At 63.1% G+C, this 17,461-nt stretch carries 14 protein-coding genes; 3 read left to right on the top strand and 11 right to left on the bottom strand.

The window, feature by feature from the left end:
- Positions 1 to 12 precede the first annotated feature (12 nt).
- From dnaG to B0G71_RS32850, 4 genes are all read right to left on the bottom strand, one after another.
- A complete protein-coding gene (dnaG, locus tag B0G71_RS32865; protein ID WP_116149096.1) occupies positions 13 to 1,884 on the bottom strand; it encodes a DNA primase in 1,872 nt (623 codons plus the stop codon).
- 81 nt (positions 1,885 to 1,965) lie between these two features.
- Positions 1,966 to 2,412, bottom strand: a complete 447-nt coding sequence (locus B0G71_RS32860) for a GatB/YqeY domain-containing protein (RefSeq protein ID WP_116147100.1) — start codon at positions 2,410 to 2,412, stop codon at positions 1,966 to 1,968.
- A gap of 234 nt (positions 2,413 to 2,646) precedes the next feature.
- The gene (gene rpsU / locus B0G71_RS32855) at positions 2,647 to 2,859 is read right to left on the bottom strand and encodes a 30S ribosomal protein S21 (RefSeq protein ID WP_106282666.1); all 213 of its coding nucleotides are present in this window, start codon (positions 2,857 to 2,859) and stop codon (positions 2,647 to 2,649) included.
- Positions 2,860 to 2,927: 68 nt separating this feature from the next.
- Positions 2,928 to 4,145 carry an NAD(P)/FAD-dependent oxidoreductase gene (locus B0G71_RS32850; protein WP_116147098.1) on the bottom strand — a complete coding sequence of 406 codons (1,218 nt, stop codon included), beginning with the start codon at positions 4,143 to 4,145 and terminating at the stop codon, positions 2,928 to 2,930.
- 121 nt (positions 4,146 to 4,266) lie between these two features.
- Here B0G71_RS32850 and tsaD point away from each other — a divergent pair, with 121 nt between their 5' ends.
- Positions 4,267 to 5,295 (top strand): tRNA (adenosine(37)-N6)-threonylcarbamoyltransferase complex transferase subunit TsaD, encoded by a 1,029-nt coding sequence (gene tsaD / locus B0G71_RS32845; protein WP_116149094.1) that lies wholly within the window; start codon positions 4,267 to 4,269, stop codon positions 5,293 to 5,295.
- A gap of 74 nt (positions 5,296 to 5,369) precedes the next feature.
- Here the strand turns inward: tsaD and folE2 are convergent, their stop codons facing one another.
- From folE2 to B0G71_RS32825, 4 genes are all read right to left on the bottom strand, one after another.
- Positions 5,370 to 6,176, bottom strand: a complete 807-nt coding sequence (folE2, locus tag B0G71_RS32840) for a GTP cyclohydrolase FolE2 (protein WP_116147096.1) — start codon at positions 6,174 to 6,176, stop codon at positions 5,370 to 5,372.
- 256 nt (positions 6,177 to 6,432) lie between these two features.
- Positions 6,433 to 8,340, bottom strand: a complete 1,908-nt coding sequence (dxs, locus tag B0G71_RS32835) for a 1-deoxy-D-xylulose-5-phosphate synthase (RefSeq protein WP_116149092.1) — start codon at positions 8,338 to 8,340, stop codon at positions 6,433 to 6,435.
- Between the two features lie 85 nt (positions 8,341 to 8,425).
- A complete protein-coding gene (locus B0G71_RS32830; protein ID WP_116147094.1) occupies positions 8,426 to 9,307 on the bottom strand; it encodes a polyprenyl synthetase family protein in 882 nt (293 codons plus the stop codon).
- Entirely contained in the window at positions 9,304 to 9,612 is a 309-nt protein-coding gene (locus tag B0G71_RS32825; RefSeq protein ID WP_106282661.1) for an exodeoxyribonuclease VII small subunit, read from the bottom strand. The genes B0G71_RS32830 and B0G71_RS32825 overlap by 4 nt, the downstream gene beginning before the upstream one ends.
- Positions 9,613 to 9,898: 286 nt before the next feature.
- Here B0G71_RS32825 and B0G71_RS32820 point away from each other — a divergent pair, with 286 nt between their 5' ends.
- Positions 9,899 to 11,005 (top strand): aromatic ring-hydroxylating dioxygenase subunit alpha, encoded by a 1,107-nt coding sequence (locus tag B0G71_RS32820; protein ID WP_116147092.1) that lies wholly within the window; start codon positions 9,899 to 9,901, stop codon positions 11,003 to 11,005.
- A 222-nt stretch (positions 11,006 to 11,227) separates the two neighbouring features.
- Positions 11,228 to 12,097: a sulfurtransferase gene (locus tag B0G71_RS32815; protein ID WP_116147090.1), complete on the top strand. Its 870-nt coding sequence runs from the start codon at positions 11,228 to 11,230 to the stop codon at positions 12,095 to 12,097.
- Positions 12,098 to 12,206: 109 nt separating this feature from the next.
- On the opposite strand, the gene B0G71_RS32810 is transcribed toward B0G71_RS32815, so the two are convergent.
- The 3 genes from B0G71_RS32810 to polA form a co-directional block, all read right to left on the bottom strand.
- Positions 12,207 to 13,091, bottom strand: coding sequence for a dienelactone hydrolase family protein (locus B0G71_RS32810; RefSeq protein ID WP_116147088.1), 885 nt, complete (start codon positions 13,089 to 13,091; stop codon positions 12,207 to 12,209).
- 113 nt (positions 13,092 to 13,204) lie between these two features.
- On the bottom strand, positions 13,205 to 14,554 hold the full coding sequence (locus tag B0G71_RS32805) for an NAD(P)/FAD-dependent oxidoreductase (protein ID WP_116147086.1): 1,350 nt from the start codon (positions 14,552 to 14,554) through the stop codon (positions 13,205 to 13,207).
- Positions 14,555 to 14,718: 164 nt separating this feature from the next.
- Entirely contained in the window at positions 14,719 to 17,460 is a 2,742-nt protein-coding gene (polA, locus tag B0G71_RS32800; RefSeq protein ID WP_116147084.1) for a DNA polymerase I, read from the bottom strand.
- Position 17,461 lies beyond the last annotated feature (1 nt).

Raw genomic sequence — 17,461 nt, 5'->3', positions numbered from 1 at the left:
TCCGCGCTCCGCCTACAGCCCGAGCTGGCGCTTCATGTCAGCCCGCTTCCGATTGAGCTCCGACAGCTCCGCAAACTCCTCCGGCGTGTGCCGGGATTGCCGCGAAAGCTGCTCGAGACGATCGCAGTAAGCGTCGTACCGCATCTTCAGGATCGCCGCCTTCAACTCCTCTCCGACGATCCGTTCCTGCTCGCGCCGCTCCTCGATGACGGTCGCATCTTCCGGGTCCTTCAGCAGCAAATCCCGGACGTTTTCATCATAGTCTAGAATTTTGCGAAAGATTTCCTCGAAAGTTGGGGCGTTCGCACCGTTTCGCAATAGGTCGGACAACAACTGAAACTCCGCGGAATCGCCCAGCGCACGCGCGTGCGTGGTCACTTCCTCGAACAGTTCACCGTGCCGCGTAACCGTAAGCAACGCCTGTTCAGCCTCTTCGTCCAGCACGCCCACGGTGCGCGGATACATCACCAGATTGCGCAGCGTTTTTTCCTCGATGCCCGTCACACTGCGCCGGTCCTTGCGGGCCGGTGCGGCGCGGGCCGCCGCCGCGATGCGGGAATCGACCTCGCACAGCGCGGCGACTTCGTCGAACGGCACATCGAGCCGATCGGCGAACATATGCATGATCTGCGCGCGCAGGGCATTGGCCGGCAGCGCCTGCAGCAGCGGTTTGGCGTCGAACAGCGCGCGGGCACGGCCTTCCGGCTGATCCAGCTCCTTGCCGGTCAACACTTCGTTCAGCATGAACTGCGACAGCGGCATGGCCCGCTCGACCTGCTCGGCAAAGGCCTCGGTGCCGTATTCACGCACATAGCTGTCCGGATCGTGCTCGGACGGCAAAAACAGGAATCGGATGGTCCGGTTGTCCGCCGCGTGCGGCAGACAGGCATCCAGCGCGCGGCGGGCAGCGCGCCGGCCGGCCGAATCGCCGTCGAAACTGAAGATGACCGTGTCGGTCTGGCGCATCAGTTTCTGCACATGAATCGGCGTGCAGGCCGTGCCGAGCGTGGCGACCGCGTTCTGGAACCCCAATTGGGCCAGCGCAACCACGTCCATGTAACCTTCCACGACCAGCACGTAGTGTTGTTCGCGGATCGCCAGACGCGCCTCGAACAGCCCATACAGTTCGCTGCCCTTGTTAAATAATGGCGTTTCGGGCGAATTCAAATATTTGGGCTCGCCGCTGTCCAGCACGCGGCCGCCGAAGCCGATCACCTGCCCCTTCACATTGCGAATCGGGAACATGATCCGCTCGCGAAAGCGGTCGTACCGGCGGTTCTGGCCCTGAGCGTCGGACTTTTCGCTGACGATCACCAAACCCGATTCGACCAGTGCATCGTCACGATAGTTCGGAAAGGCCGGTTCGAGGTTCTGCCAGCCATCCGGCGCGTAGCCGAGTCCGAAACGGGCCGCGATCTCACCGGTCAAGCCGCGCTTCTTCAGGTACTGGATCGCGGCCGGCGCGCCGCGCAGTTGCTTGCGATAGAAGTCGCAGGCGGTCTGCATGACATCCGAAAGCGCCGTGGTAACCGCTTTGGATGCTGCCGGCGCATAGCCGCCGCCTGACCCGCCGCCGCCATAGCCGGGCGACGGCTCGTTCGGCACGGTCAACCCGACGGACTGCGCCAACTCATTGACCGCCTCGGGAAACGAGGACCCGACGTGTTCCATCAGGAAACCAATGGCCGTACCGTGCGCGCCGCAGCCGAAGCAGTGATAGAACTGCTTAGTCGGACTAACCGTAAACGATGGGCTTTTCTCGTTGTGGAACGGGCACAGCCCCATGAAGTTCGCGCCGCCCTTTTTTAACTGCACATACCGGCCGACCACGTCGACGATATCGACGCGGTTGAGCAGGTCCTGCAGGAATGACGGAGGAATCACAGTAAATGACGCTGCCTTAAAAAACTCAACGCCGTGCACGCCGTCGAAAAACAGCATGCACGACGCGAAAAAAACGGAAATTTACTTCGCGAGCGCGGCTTTGACTTGCGCCGAAACAGCAGTCATGTCGGCGCGGCCGGCCAGCTTCGGCTTGAGTACACCCATCACCTTGCCCATGTCCTGCGGTCCGGTTGCGCCGGTTTGCGCCACCGCTGCCTGGACTTCAGCAACGATCTCCGCCTCGGACATCTGCTCCGGCATATAAGCAGACAAGATCGCCAGTTCCGCCTTTTCCTTGTCGGCCAGATCGGTGCGGCCAGCGGCTTCGAACTGGCTGATCGAGTCCTTGCGCTGTTTGATCATCTTGTCGATGACAGCGGTGATCGCGGTGTCGTCGAGCGTGATGCGCTCGTCGACTTCGCGCTGCTTGATCGCGGCGAGCAGCAGGCGGATCGTGCCGAGGCGCTCGGTCTCACGTGCCCGCATGGCGGCCTTCATATCGTCGTTGATCCGGTCCTTGAGACTCATCACTCACCTGAATGCGTTGAAATTGGAAAAACCGGCCAGACTAACCACTCAACACGCGCATCAACACGAATACCCGCTTGGGACTGCTTCCTCAAGCGGGTTGGCACACTGTGCGTGGTGATTGCGACCCTGCCGGCTGGCCCGAAGGGCCGTGTTTTCCGTGACGGCGCCTGTCGCGCCCTCAGCGGTTGGATGTCGCCGCTCCGTCAGACGGGAACCGCGGCAACGCCAGAATCAGTAGAACTTCTTTGGCAGCATCTGGCTACGCAGACGCTTGAAATGACGCTTCACCGCGGACGCCTTCTTACGCTTGCGCTCAGCCGTAGGCTTTTCGTAAAACTCGCGAGCGCGAAGTTCCGTCAGCAAGCCGCTTTTCTCCATGGTGCGCTTGAACCGGCGCATGGCAACTTCAAACGGCTCGTTGTCTTTTACGCGGATGGTCGTCATTTTTCAATAACGGAACTTTGTCAAGGTTCAGGAGTATAGCAGAGCTTTCTCACAAAGCCAGAGCGCCGTCAAGCCCCTCTGGCATACTCCGCGGCCGCCTCGCCGGCCGCCACACCCGACGCCCACGCCCACTGAAAATTGTAGCCGCCCAGCCAGCCGGTTACGTCGACGGCTTCGCCGATGAAGTACAAGCCCGGCGCACGCGCGCTCATCATCGTCGATGATGACAGCTCGCGCGTGTCGATGCCGCCGCGCGTCACTTCGGCTTTGCGATAGCCTTCCGTGCCGTTGGGCGTGAGCGTCCAGCGCGACAGCGCCTCGCCGACGCGACGCAGGGTTTTGTCCGGCAGATCGGCCACTCGCGCTTCGGCGGGAATCTGATGGGTTTCCAGCCAGACATGGGCGAGCCGCTGCGGGACCCATTCCGACAACAGATTGGCGATCTGCCGCTTCGTACCGGTCTTCGCTTCCAGCAAGGCGGTCGCAGCGTCCTGCTCCGGCAGCAAGTTGATGTGAATCGGCTCGCCGGGCTGCCAGTAGCTCGATATCTGCAGCACACCCGGGCCGGAAAGACCGCGGTGAGTGAGCAGCAGGTCTTCGTTGAATTCGGCGCCGGTCTTCTTGTTGCCGGTCGCCAGTTGCACTTGCAGCGAAACGCCGGAAAGCGCCGCGAACGGCTCCCAGTCGCCAGCGGCGAAGGTCAGCGGGACCAGCGCGGGGCGCGTGTCGATCAGCTTGTGACCGAACTGCTTGGCAAGGCGGTAGGCGAAATCGGTGGCGCCGATCTTGGGAATCGACAGCCCGCCGGTCGCGACCACGAGCGCGCGCGCGACGATCGGCCCCGCCTGCGTATCCAGCGTGAAGCGCCCTTCCGGATCCTGCCGCACCTGCTCGACCGACAAAGGCGTGCGCCAAGCCACGCGGCCCGCGTCGCACTCGCTCTTCAGCACATTGATGACCGCGTCGCTGGACTGGTCGCAGAAGAGCTGGCCTTTGTGCTTCTCGTGCCACGTCACATGATGGCGCTTAAGAAGCGCCATGAAGTCGCGCGGCGTATAGCGCGCGAGCGCCGAGCGGCAAAAATGCGGATTGGCCGACAAGTAATTGGCCGGGCCGGCATACAGATTCGTGAAGTTGCAGCGGCCGCCGCCGGAGATGCGGATCTTCTCCGCGAGACGCTGCGAGTGGTCGATCAGCACCACGCGGCGGCCGAGTTGCCCGGCCACCGCCGCGCACATCATGCCGGCCGCACCCGCGCCGATCACTGCGATATCGAAGGATTCCATGGGGCCGCATTGTACCCGCGCGTCGGCGGCGCCTTGCCCGCGCTGCTATACTTTCAGGCTTGCCTCCTCACTTTCGGGCGACGGAGTTTTGACACTTCTGCGTCCGTTCAAGCCCACCATCATGCTCGTTCTCGGCATCGAAAGCTCCTGCGACGAAACCGGTCTCGCGCTCTACGACACGGAGCGCGGCCTGCTCGCGCACGCGCTGCATTCGCAAATTGCGATGCATCGGGAGTACGGCGGCGTGGTGCCCGAACTGGCGTCGCGCGATCACATCCGGCGTGCGCTTCCGCTGCTCGAAGAGGTAATGGAACGCGCGGGCGCGGCCCGCAGCGACATCGACGCAATCGCCTACACGCAAGGCCCCGGTCTTGCGGGCGCGCTGCTGGTTGGCGCGAGCGTCGCCAATTCGCTGGCCATGGCGTGGGACAAGCCGACCATCGGCATTCATCATCTCGAAGGGCATTTGCTGTCGCCGCTGCTGGTGGATGAGCCGCCGCCATTCCCGTTTGTCGCGCTGCTGGTTTCGGGCGGTCATACGCAGTTGATGCGCGTGACCGACGTGGGCGTCTACGAGACGCTCGGCGAAACGCTGGACGACGCCGCCGGCGAAGCCTTCGACAAAACCGCCAAGCTGCTCGGCCTCGGTTATCCGGGCGGCCCGGAAGTTTCGCGCATGGCCGAATTCGGCACGCCCGGCGCGGTGGTCCTGCCGCGTCCCATGCTGCATTCCGGCGACCTGGATTTCAGTTTCAGCGGCTTGAAAACCGCTGTTCTCACGCACGCCAAAAAGCTCGGCGGCTCGAATATTTGCGAGCAGGCGAAAGCCGATCTGGCGCGCGGTTTCGTCGACGCGGCAGTCGACGTGCTAGCGGCAAAGTCGTTGGCCGCGCTCAAGAGGACGAAGCTCAACCGGTTGGTCGTTGCTGGCGGTGTCGGCGCGAACCGGCAGTTGCGCGAAGCGCTGTCCGCTGCCGCGAAGAAGCGCAATTTCTACGTGCACTATCCGGACCTGTCGCTGTGCACGGACAACGGCGCGATGATCGCGCTGGCGGGCGCCTTGCGACTGCAGCGCTGGCCGGATCAGTCTGGCAAGGACTACGCGTTCACGGTGAAGCCGCGCTGGGATCTGACCTCCCTCGCACGCTGAGCCCGTATGTTCTAGTCGTAAAAAAGCCGCTCTCAAACGAAGCGGCTTTTTTCATGCATCGGCAAACGCGCGTATCAAGCAGCGCGCTTATCCCGCTCGATCACCGCGTACGCGCTGTGATTGTGAATCGACTCGAAGTTCTCGGCTTCCAGCACGTAAGCGACGATCCGCTCGTCCGCGTTCAAACGCTGCGCGACATCGCGCACGAGGTCTTCGACGAACTTAGGATTTTCATAAGCGCGCTCGGTCACGAACTTCTCGTCCGGGCGCTTGAGCAAGCCCCACAGTTCGCATGAGGCTTCTTCTTCGGCGATACGGATCAGTTCTTCCACGGCCACATCGCCCGCCAGTTCGGCGTTGATCGTGACGTGCGAACGCTGGTTATGCGCGCCGTACTGCGAGATTTTCTTTGAACACGGGCACAGGCTCGTCACCGGCACCAGCACCTGCAGGAACAGGCGCGTCGCACCGTTGCGCGTCTCACCCGTGAGCGTGACTTCGTAGTCGAGCAGGCTTTGCACGCCCGATACCGGCGCGGTCTTGTTCACGAAGTACGGGAACGACACCTCGATGCGGCCAGCCTCGGCCTCGAGCTTTTCGAGCATCGCGGCGAGCATGGTGCGGAACGTGGCGGGCTCCAGCGGCGCCTTGTTCTCCTCGAGCAACGCGACAAAACGCGACATGTGCGTGCCCTTCTGGTCAGCCGGCAGATGCACGTCGAGATTCCACGTACCGACCGTCGGTTGCACCTCGCCGCCTTGCGTGCGCACCGTCAGCGGATGGCGCACGGCCTTCACGCCGACCCGTTGAATCGGGATCTGACGGGTGTCAGGCGTGCTTTGCACATCGGGCATCACAAAGGCGGGATTCATCTGATTCATTTTCTTGTCCTTTCAGGAAACGCCGAACCGCCCCAAGTCTTCGCCCCGAAAAAAGTCCCCTTTGGGGACTCCCCTCGCGAGGGCTGGCGCGAAGCGACAGGTTCGGCGGCTCCCAGCGGCCGCCCGGATCAAGGCGCGCAACGGCGAACGCCGGCCCCTGCCGGCGTTGGATGATGGGCCCGAAGGCCCACCGATTCAAGTTGGAGATTGCTTATGGCCGCCATGGCGCGGCGGCCGCACCGCGAGCGACGACGCTTTACGCGACGCGCTTCACCGACGACTGGCCGCCCACCGCGCCGCTCGACAGGAAGCGCTCGCGGATCGACCTGGTGATACCCGCGGCGTCGAGACCACACGCGGCGAGCAGCTTGGCCGGGTCCCCATGATCGATGAACCGATCGGGAAGGCCCAATTGTAGTACGGGTCGCATAACCCCACTTTCAAGCAGGGCTTCGACGCAAGCAGAGCCCGCGCCGCCCATCACACAGCCTTCTTCGACGGTCACGATAGCGTCGTGCGTTTCGGCCAGCTGACGGACCAGCGCGGCGTCCAGCGGCTTCACGAAGCGCATGTTCGCGACGGTTGCGTCCAGTTGCCCGGCCGCTGCCAGCGACGGCGCCACCATCGTGCCGAACGCCAGAATCGCAATGCGCTTGCCGGCCGGCTGCGACGTTTCGCGACGAATCTCGCCCTTGCCGAGCGGCAGCGCCGCCATCTGCTTGACAGTGGCGACGCCCGTGCCGGCGCCGCGCGGATAGCGCACCGCCGTCGGGTTCGGCTGCTGCAACGCCGTGTACAGCATCTGGCGGCATTCGTTTTCGTCCGACGCGGCCATCACCGTCATGTTCGGGATGCAGCGCAGGAACGCGAGGTCGTAAGCGCCCGCGTGCGTGGCGCCGTCCGCGCCGACCAGACCCGCGCGGTCGATGGCGAACACCACCGGCAGGTTCTGCAGCGCGACGTCGTGAATCAGTTGGTCGTAAGCGCGTTGCAGGAAGGTCGAGTAGATCGCGACCACCGGCTTCATGCCTTCAGCGGCCAGACCGCCGGCGAACGTCACCGCATGTTGCTCGGCGATGCCGACGTCGAAGTAACGATCCGGGAAGCGCTTCTCGAACTCCACCATGCCCGAGCCTTCGCGCATGGCGGGCGTGATGCCGACCACACGTGCGTCCAGCTCGGCAGCGTCGCACAGCCATTCGCCGAACACCTGCGTGTAGGTCTTCTTCGACGGCGTGGTGGCCGGCTTGATGCCTTCAGCCGGATTGAACTTGCCCGGCCCGTGGTACAACACCGGATCGGCTTCGGCGAGCTTGTAGCCTTGGCCCTTCTTCGTCACGACGTGCAGGAATTGCGGACCGCGCAGTTCCTTGATGTTCTGCAGCGTCGGGATCAGCGAATCGAGGTCGTGTCCGTCGATCGGGCCGATGTAGTTGAAGCCGAACTCTTCGAACAGCGTGGCCGGCACGATCATGCCCTTGGCGTGCTCTTCGAGCTTGCGGGCGAGATCGAGCATGGGCGGTGCGACGCGCAGCACGCGTTCGACACCGGCACGCGCGGCGGCGTAGAAGCGGCCCGACATCAGGCGCGCCAGATGGCGATTCAGCGCGCCGACCGGCGGCGAAATCGACATGTCGTTGTCGTTCAGGATGACCAGCAGCGGCACGTCGTCTTCGACGCCGGCGTTGTTCATCGCCTCGAACGCCATGCCGGCGGTCATTGCACCGTCGCCGATCACGGCGATGCCCGTGCGGTTGTCGCCCTGCAGCTTGCTCGCGATCGCCATGCCGAGCGCGGCGGAAATCGACGTGCTGGAGTGCGCGGTGCCGAACGTGTCGTATTCCGACTCGTCACGCTTCGGGAAGCCCGAGATGCCGCCCAGCTGACGCAGCGTGTGCATCTGCTCGCGGCGCCCCGTCAGGATCTTGTGCGGATAGGTTTGATGGCCGACGTCCCAGACGATCCGGTCGCGCGGCGTGTCGAACACATAGTGCAGAGCAATGGTCAACTCGACCGTGCCGAGGTTGGACGAAAGATGGCCGCCCGTCTGCGATACGCTGTCGAGCACGAAGGCACGCAACTCGTCGGCAAGCGGTTGCAGTTGGCGGCGATCGAGGCGGCGCAAGGCTGCCGGGTCGTCAATGGTTTTCAGCAAGTCGTACATCGTCGTTCCATTGTAGGAAAACTTACGCGCCCGCACTTCATACATGCGCCTCATAACGGAGACGCGCGGCGGCGGGCTTTCGCGTTCAGCTAACCCGGTTCACCACCAGGTCGGCCAATTCGGCAAGACGCTGCGCGCGTGCGCCGAACGGCGCCAGCGCGGCGTGAGCGTCGCTGCGCAACTGCGCCGCGAGCGCGCGCGATGCGTCGAGCCCAATAATCGACACGTAGGTCGGCTTGCCGTCCTTCGCGTCTTTACCTGCCGTTTTGCCGAGCGTCGCGGAATCGGTCGTGACGTCGAGAATATCGTCGACGACCTGAAAGGCGAGGCCGACAGCGGCCGAATACGCATCCAGCGAACGCATGGCGTCCGCGTCCGGCGTTTCGCCCGCCAGTGCGCCCATGCGCACCGCGGCGCGCAGCAACGCGCCGGTCTTCATGCGATGCATGGTTTCGAGTTGCGTGCGCGTCAGCGTGTGGCCGACGCTCGCCAGGTCGATGGCCTGCCCGCCGCACATGCCGATCGAACCGCTCGCCAGCGCCAGTTCGCGCACCAGCGCGGCCTGCTGCGCCGGGGCGAGAACGTCCGACGTCAGCGAAACGAACGCCTGGGATTGCAACGCGTCGCCGACCAGCAATGCCGTTGCTTCGTCATATTTGACGTGTACGGTAGGCTTGCCGCGACGCAGCGCGTCGTCGTCCATGCACGGCATGTCGTCGTGGACGAGCGAGTACACGTGGATCATTTCCAGCGCCGCTGCCGCCGCGTCGAGGCACTCGGCGCGCGCGCCGGTAAGTTCGCCGGCCGCGTGGCACAGCAGCGGGCGAACCCGCTTGCCGCCGCCCAGCACGGCGTAGCGCATGGCTTCATGCAGCGTGGCGGGCGCGGTTGCCTCGTTGGGCAGGTAATGTTCTAGCGCCGTTTCGACGCGCTCCAGTACTGAGCGCATCCATTGTTCGAATGTCATAGGTCGTCCCCGCTTTCAGTAGCGGCTGTGCCTGCGGTATTCATGGGCAGCGGCTTGAGCGTCTCGCCGTCGAGCACGCGCACCTGCTGCTCGACCTTTTCGAGCTGCTGCTGGCAAAACGCCACGAGGGCGGCGCCGCGCCGGTAGGCGGTGAGCGACTCCTCGAGGCTGAGGTTGCCGCTTTCCATGCGTGCAACCAGCCCTTCCAACTCTGACTGGGCGGCCTCGTAATTCTCGGGCAGCGGCGTGGTGTCGACGCCTTCGGCTGGCGTGGCAGCAGTATCTTTCGACGCGGTCTTCGCCATGAATAGTCGCAAAATTAAAACAAGTCGGACATTCTACGGCAAAAGCGATAGTTCCGAGCCGCCACCGCCCTACGCCTCGCTTTCCCTCTGTGCGCCGTCCCAGCAGTCTCGCAGAAAAAAAACGATCGGTCTGCGGCGAAAACGTCGAACTTTCCTGAGAATTTTGACCCAAATCAGGCACTTAACGGCCCCAAAGAAGGGGAAACAGGTATAATTGCGGGCTCCCTAAATCGAAACCTTCGATGGTTGGGTTGTTCACTGCTTTCACGTCTTCACGGGAGTGGGAATGTCCAATCTGAGCAATGCATTGCAGTTGCGGTCTGTCCACAGCCAGCTGCCAGTCACGGCTTACTTTGACGAAGCGCTTTTAACGCGCGAAATCGAAACCCTTTTCAAGAAAGGTCCTCGTTACATCGGCCACGATCTCATGGTGCCCGAAGCGGGGAATTATTTTGCTTTGCCCAGCGAGAGCGAAGGGCGTGTGCTCGTCCGTAACCAGCAGTCGCAAGTCGAACTGCTGTCGAACGTGTGCCGCCACCGGCAAGCCATCATGCTCAACGGCCGCGGCCAGACGGAGAACATCGTCTGCCCCCTGCATCGCTGGACGTACGATCTGCATGGCGAGCTCCTCGGTGCACCCCATTTCGCGGACAACCCCTGCCTGAATCTCGGCGCCACGTCGTTGCAGAACTGGCAAGGTCTGCTATTCGAAGCGCAGGGACGTGACGTCGCTCGCGATCTGGCGCGGCTCGGCACGAAGGAACACTTCGATTTTTCGGGCTTCATGTTCGATCACGTCGAAGTGCACGAGTGCAACTACAACTGGAAGACCTTTATCGAGGTCTATCTGGAGGATTACCACGTCGCGCCGTTCCATCCGGGCCTCGGCAGTTTCGTCAATTGCGACGATCTGACTTGGGAGTTCGGCGAGTGGTACAGCGTGCAGACGGTCGGCGTGCACAAGGATCTGGAGCAGCCGGGCAGCCCGACGTACCGCAAATGGCACGACGAGGTGCTGCGCTTCCGTGGCGGGAACCCGCCCGAATTCGGCGCGATCTGGATGGTGTACTACCCGGGCATCATGATCGAGTGGTATCCGCACGTGCTGGTGGTGTCATGGCTGATTCCGCGCGGCCCACAGAAAACCACCAACGTGGTGGAGTTCTATTACCCTGAGGAAATCGCGCTGTTCGAGCGCGAGTTCGTCGAAGCCGAGCGCGCCGCCTACATGGAAACGGCCCGCGAAGACGACGAGATCGCCGAACGCATGGACGCCGGCCGCCGCGCGCTGATGAATCGCGGCGAATCGCAGGTTGGCCCGTATCAGAGCCCGATGGAAGACGGCATGCAGCACTTCCACGAATTCTTGCGGCGTGAACTCGGTACGATCTGATCGGCGCTAAATCAGAGTCACCAGATTCATCTGGTTGCAATCAACGCATGGAAAGACGGGCTTCGACCCGTCTTTTTTTGTTTAGACTAACGACATAGCTCGGCCAGCCGTTGGTGGCAGCAAGTTGCTCCAACGGAGCCGCCATCCGCTAACTTGGGTCGACCGCTTTGCATGGGACCCGAGTAAGCGCTAAAGCGCTAACTCGGGTCGACAGGAGACGTCATGCCGCACACTCACTACACCACTCTGATTTCCGCGACCAATCTCGCGGAACGGCTTGCCGCCGCGCCGGGCAGCGTGTTCGTCATCGATTGCCGGTTCGATCTGGCCGACACGGAAGCGGGCGAAAAAGTCTATCTGGCCGGGCATCTGCCGAGCGCGCATTACCTGCATCTGGATCGCGATCTGTCGGGGCCGAAGAACGGTCACAATGGCCGCCATCCGTTGCCGGATCGCGCGCGGCTGGTGGAGACGCTGGAGTCGCGCGGCCTGAAGCAAGGCCAGCAGGTCGTCGCGTATGACGCGCAAGGCGGCATGTACGCCGCCCGTGCGTGGTGGCTGCTGCGCTGGCTCGGTCACGACGCTGTCGCGCTGCTCGACGGCGGCCTCCAGGCATGGGAAGCCGGCGGTTATCCGCTGACGCAGGACGCACCGGCTCAGAATACGGGCGACTTCAAAGCAGGCGCTCCGCTGTCCGTCACGGTCGATGCGCAAACGGTCGAACGCAATCTGGGTTCGAAGGAACGCGTGGTGGTCGACGCGCGCGCGGCCGACCGTTATCGCGGCGAGAACGAGACACTGGACCGTGTCGGCGGCCACATTCCGGGCGCGCTCAATCGCTTCTTTAAAGACAACCTCACCGCCGACGGCCGCTTCAAACCGGCTCACACGTTGCGCGAGGAATACCACGCGCTGCTCGCCGACACGCCGCCGGAGCACGTGGTCCTGCAATGCGGCTCGGGCGTGACGGCATGCGTGAATGCCCTGGCGATGGAGGTCGCCGGCCTGCACGGCGCGGCGTTGTACGCGGGTTCGTGGAGCGAGTGGAGTTCGGATCCGAAGCGGCCCATTGCGACAGGCGCAAATCCTTGAGCGCCGCAGCGAACACCACAGCACGCCATTAGCAAAAGGCCGTTGCCGCCCGAAAGCGGCAACGGCCTTTTTTTATCGCAAGCGAGGAAGCGCGGGCCTGCTGGCCGCCTTAAATCGCAATCGCAGCCACCCCATGCTGTTTGAACCATGCCAGCGCACGGCGCCAGCCGTCTTCCGCGTCGGCCTTCCTGTAGCTCGGCCGGTAGTCCGCAAAAAACGCGTGACCCGCATCGTCATACACGACGAACTGCGAGCCGCGTCCCGCTTGCGGACCTTGCGCGATAGCCTGCTTCATCTGTTCGAGCGTCCCCTGCGGGATGCTCTGATCCTGCAATCCGTAAAGCCCTAGCACCGGCGCGCGAAGCTGCGCGACCTGATCGAGCGGATTCTCCGGCATCATCGCGTTTTTTGCGCCCGTTACCCGCCCATACCAGGCAACCCCCGCCTTCAGCCCCGGGTTATGTTCGGCGTACAACCACGCCATCCGCCCGCCCCAGCAGAACCCATTCACCCCCAGCCGGTTGAGATCGCCGCCATGCCCGCCAGCCCAGGCGACGGTCGCGTCGAGATCGCGCATCACTTGATCGTCCGGCACTTTGCTGACCAGTTGCTCGTTCAGTTGCTGCATGCTCGTATAAACCGTCGGATCGCCCTGCCGTTCATACAGATTCGGCGCGATCGCGAGATAACCCTGTTTGGCGAAGCGCCTGCACACGTCGGCGATATGTTCGTGCACGCCGAAAATCTCGTGCACGACAATGATCACCGGCAGGTGCGTCTTGCCCTTCGGCTGCGCGCGATAGGCGGGCACCAGCGTGTCGCCGGAGCGCACCGCCACTTCGCCGGCTTCGAGGCCGTCGCTATCGGTATGAATGGTTTGCGCCGAGACGGGCAGCACGGCGGCGGCGAAGCCAGTGCCGAGCGCAGCCTTGATGAAGGTACGCCGGTTGAAGGGGACGTGCGGGACCAGGCTGTCGATGTCGGGTTGCAGCATGCGGCGCTCCTCGGTTGAACGTTGGAGGCAACAGGATACGCCTGACAGGCATCCTGTTGCAGATGCAACGTTCCCGAGCAACGGCCGGGCGAATCAGCGCACGTCGGCGCGCCTCAGTGCAGCTTGACCCGCGGCAGCGTGGTACGGCGCAACCAGTGAGCGAACGTATCGAGCACCATCCGCGCGTAGCCGTGCAGCGCGGCGATGTGCAGCCGGTACAGCGACATGTACATGAAGCGGGCGAACAGCCCTTCGATCAACATATTGCCGCCGATCACCCCACCCATCAGATTCCCGACCGCGCTGAAATGCCCAAGCGACACCAGCGACCCGAAGTCTCGATAGGTGAACTCCGGCAGCGGCTTGTTTTCGAGCCGTGCCGTCAGCGCCTTCATCAGGAAGCTCGCCTGCTGGTGCGCCGCCTGTGCGCGCGGCGGCACGTTACGCTCGTTGCCCGGCCACGGACAAGCGGCACAATCGCCGAGCGCGAAGACGTTGTCGTCGGTTTCTGTTTGCAGCGTACGGCGCACGATGAGCTGACCCAGCCGGTTGACCGGCAAGCCGTCGAGCTCGCTCAAAATCGCCGGCGCCTTGATGCCGGCCGCCCACACCGTCAAGTCGGCGCGCACGGTTTTGCCGCTCGCGGTGCGAATCATGCCGGGCGCGACTTCGGCCACGGTCTCGCCGATCATCAACTTCACGCCGAGCTTGGTGAGCAGCTCGGCCGTGGCCGTCGAAACGCGCTCCTGCAAAGCCGGCAGAATGCGCGGCCCCGCTTCGATCAACACAATGCCGACATCATGCCGCGGATCGAGCTTGTGCAGACCGTAGGCGGATAGCACCTGCGCCGTGTTGCGCAATTCCGCCGACAGTTCCACGCCCGTCGCGCCGCCGCCGACAATCGCCACCTGAATGCGCGGCTCGCTGGGCGCGCCGGCATCCGGCGCTGCTTCGACGGGTTCATGCACCTGATGCTCGGCGCGCATGCAGGCCGCGATCAGACGTTTGCGAAAACGCTCGGCCTGGCTGACGGTGTCGAGTGCGAGGGAAAATTCAGGCGCGCCTTTCACACCGAAGAAGGCGGTCGTGCTGCCGATCGCAATGATCAGCGTGTCGTATTCGAGTTCGCGTTCGGGCAGCAGCTCGGCGCCGTCATCGTCGAGCACGGTGCCGAGCGTGAGGCGCCTGTTCGCGCGGTCCAGCCCGGTCAGGTCGCCCTGCTGAAATTCGAAGCCGTGCCAACGCGCTTGCGCCGCATACTCGAGCTCCTGGGTGAACGGGTCCATGCTGCCCGCCGCCACTTCATGCAAGAGCGGCTTCCAGATATGTGTGGGGTTGCGGTCGACGAGCGTGACCTGCGCCTGCACACCGCCCTTGTTCTTATGGGGTGCATAGCGATCGCCCAAACGCGTCGCCAGCTCCAATCCCCCCGCGCCTCCGCCAACGACGATAAAACGATGCATGGAACTCTCCGTATTTGCCGATGGGTTATGCGTCGTGCGGCGCACACGAGAATCACATGAGCGCCGTCTTTCAGCGATTGTCCGCGAGCAGCACGGGTTGTCACAAGCCATCAATACGCATGTGTGACATGCGCACGACGATATCGCGCCCCGTCACACGCACGTCAATGCGCTTCTTCCCAGTTCAGGCCGGCGCCCACTTCGGCGACCAGCGGCACTTTCAGGTCAGCGACACCGCACATCAGCTCGGGCAGACGCTTGCGAACATCGGACAATTCCGCGTCCGGTACTTCGAGAATCAATTCATCGTGCACCTGCATGATCATGCGCGTGCCGATGTTCGACGCCTCGATCCAGTTCTGCACCGCGATCATCGAGAGCTTGATCAGATCGGCGGCCGTGCCTTGCATGGGCGCGTTGATCGCGGCGCGCTCGGCCGCCTGACGGCGCGGACCATTGCCGCCGTTGATCTCCGGCAGCCACAGGCGGCGGCCGAACACTGTTTCGACATAACCCTTGGCCTTCGCGCTCACGCGCGTTTCGTCCATATACCGCGCCACGCCGGGATAACGCGCGAAATAGCGGTCGATATAAAGCTTGGCTGCGTCGCGCGTGATGCCGAGGTTCGCGGCGAGACCGAACGAACTCATGCCGTAGATCAGGCCAAAATTAATGACCTTGGCCACGCGACGCTGATCGTTCGACACTTCGAGCGGCGTCACGCTGAAAATCTCCGCGGCCGTGGCGCGGTGAATGTCTTCGCCCTGCGAGAAAGCGCGCAGCAGCGATTCGTCGCCGGAAATGTGCGCCATGATGCGCAATTCGATCTGCGAATAATCCGCCGAGACCAGCTTATGTCCGGGCGGTGCGATAAACGCTTCGCGAATACGGCGGCCTTCGCCGGTGCGCACGGGAATGTTCTGCAGGTTCGGATCGTTCGACGCGAGGCGCCCCGTGACCGCCACGGCCTGCGCGTAGTTCGTATGCACGCGGCCCGTGGTGGCGTTGACCATGCGCGGCAGCTTGTCGGTGTAGGTGGACTTCAGCTTCGACAAGCCACGGTGTTCGAGCAGAATCTTCGGCAGCGGATAGTCTTCGGCGAGCTTCTGCAGCACTTCTTCGTCCGTGGAAGGTGCGCCGCTCGGCGTCTTCTTGACCACCGGCAACTCCAGCTTCTCGAAGAAGATCTGCCCGATCTGCTTGGGCGAACCCAGGTTGAATTCGCCGCCGGCCAGCACATACGCTTCACTTTCCAACTGGATCAGACGCGTGGCGATTTCGCTGCTTTGCTGGCGCAGTTTCTCCGCGTCGATCAGCACGCCGGTGCGCTCCATCTTGCGCAGCACACGCGAGGTCGGCAGTTCGATCGCGCGATACACGTACTCCAGTGTCTTCTCGGCAGTCACTTGCGGATACAGCGCCTGGTGCAGCCGCAAGGTGATGTCGGCGTCTTCCGCCGCGTATTCGGCGGCCTTGTCCAACGCGACTTCGTCGAAGCCGATCTGCCCGGCGCCCTTGCCCGCGACCTCTTCGTACTTGATCGTCTTCACGCCGAGATGGCGCAGCGCGAGGCTGTCCATATCGTGCGTGCGATGCGATTCGACCACGTACGACTGCAGCAGCGTGTCGTGTTCGACACCGCGCATTTCAATGCCGTAGTTCGCCAGCACCTGCTCGTCGTACTTGAGATGCTGACCGACCTTCTTGTGCTCGGCGCTTTCGAGCCACGGCTTGAGCCTGGCGAGGACTTCGTCGCGCGGCAATTGCATGGGCGCGTCCGGGCCGCGATGCGCGAGCGGCACATACGCCGCGCGGCCGGCCTCCACCGACAACGACAGCCCCACGATCTGAGCAGTCATGGGATCGAGCGACGTGGTTTCCGTATCGAACGAGGTCAACTCGGCCGCGTTGATCTTCTCGAGCCACGCGTCGAATTGTTCCCACGCCTGCACGGTGTCGTAGTGCCGCTCGTGATCCACGGACAAAGCCGGCGGCACATCCGTTTCCGGGCCTTCCACGGCATCCGCGATTTCCACTTCGCGCAACCACGTCTTGAAGCCGTGGCGCGTGAACACCTCGCGCAGTTCCTCGCGCGATTCCGGTCGGCTTTGCAGGCTTTCCTCGATCGACACGATATGGTCGGTCATGTCGCAGTTGCGCTCCACGGTGACGAGTTTCCTCGCCATTGGCAGAAAATCGAGCGCTCTGCGCAGATTGTCTCCTACCGCACCTTTTATTTCGTCAGCATGTGCGACGATGCCATCTAGCGAATCGAATTGCGTCAGCCATTTGATCGCTGTTTTCGGCCCGCATTTCTCGACGCCGGGCACGTTGTCGACGGTATCGCCGACCAACGACAGGTAGTCGACAATGCGCTCCGGCGGCACGCCGAACTTGGCGAGCACGCCGGCGCGGTCGAGCGTTTCGTTAGTCATCGTATTGATGAGGGTGACATGATCCGACACAAGCTGCGCCAGATCCTTGTCACCCGTCGACACGATCACATTCATGCCACGCTTTTCCGCTTCCGTGCTGAGGGTGCCGATGACGTCGTCGGCCTCGACGCCGTCTATCATCAACAAGGGCCAGCCGAGTGCCCGCACGGCCACATGAATCGGCTCGATCTGGCGCGACAGGTCATCCGGCATCGACGGGCGGTTCGCCTTGTAGTCGGGATACCAGTCGTCGCGAAACGTTTTGCCCTTGGCGTCGAACACGCACGCGCTATACTCTGCTGTGACTTCCTTGCGCATGCGCCGCAGCATGTTGATCATCCCGTAGAGCGCGCCCGTCGGATTACCGTCGGGGCTGCGCAGATCCGGCATCGCATGGTAGGCCCGGTACAGATAACTCGAACCGTCGACCAATAGCAGGGTCTTACCTTCAAGGCTTCGTTCTTCAGGCATT

It is taken from the genome of Paraburkholderia sp. BL27I4N3 (assembly GCF_003386115.1).
Taxonomy (GTDB): Bacteria; Pseudomonadota; Gammaproteobacteria; order Burkholderiales; family Burkholderiaceae; genus Paraburkholderia.
This window is presented reverse-complemented; position numbering and strand designations above follow the sequence as displayed.

Bases quoted from the DNA above. Each gene is read 5' to 3' on its own strand.
- B0G71_RS32860 (WP_116147100.1), bottom strand. From the start codon at position 2,412: ATGAGTCTCAAGGACCGGATCAACGACGATATGAAGGCCGCCATGCGG.
- rpsU (WP_106282666.1), bottom strand. From the start codon at position 2,859: ATGACGACCATCCGCGTAAAAGACAACGAGCCGTTTGAAGTTGCCATG.
- B0G71_RS32850 (WP_116147098.1), bottom strand. From the start codon at position 4,145: ATGGAATCCTTCGATATCGCAGTGATCGGCGCGGGTGCGGCCGGCATG.
- tsaD (WP_116149094.1), top strand. From the start codon at position 4,267: ATGCTCGTTCTCGGCATCGAAAGCTCCTGCGACGAAACCGGTCTCGCG.
- folE2 (WP_116147096.1), bottom strand. From the start codon at position 6,176: ATGAATCAGATGAATCCCGCCTTTGTGATGCCCGATGTGCAAAGCACG.
- dxs (WP_116149092.1), bottom strand. From the start codon at position 8,340: ATGTACGACTTGCTGAAAACCATTGACGACCCGGCAGCCTTGCGCCGC.
- B0G71_RS32830 (WP_116147094.1), bottom strand. From the start codon at position 9,307: ATGACATTCGAACAATGGATGCGCTCAGTACTGGAGCGCGTCGAAACG.
- B0G71_RS32825 (WP_106282661.1), bottom strand. From the start codon at position 9,612: ATGGCGAAGACCGCGTCGAAAGATACTGCTGCCACGCCAGCCGAAGGC.
- B0G71_RS32820 (WP_116147092.1), top strand. From the start codon at position 9,899: ATGTCCAATCTGAGCAATGCATTGCAGTTGCGGTCTGTCCACAGCCAG.
- B0G71_RS32815 (WP_116147090.1), top strand. From the start codon at position 11,228: ATGCCGCACACTCACTACACCACTCTGATTTCCGCGACCAATCTCGCG.
- B0G71_RS32810 (WP_116147088.1), bottom strand. From the start codon at position 13,091: ATGCTGCAACCCGACATCGACAGCCTGGTCCCGCACGTCCCCTTCAAC.
- B0G71_RS32805 (WP_116147086.1), bottom strand. From the start codon at position 14,554: ATGCATCGTTTTATCGTCGTTGGCGGAGGCGCGGGGGGATTGGAGCTG.
- polA (WP_116147084.1), bottom strand. From the start codon at position 17,460: ATGCCTGAAGAACGAAGCCTTGAAGGTAAGACCCTGCTATTGGTCGAC.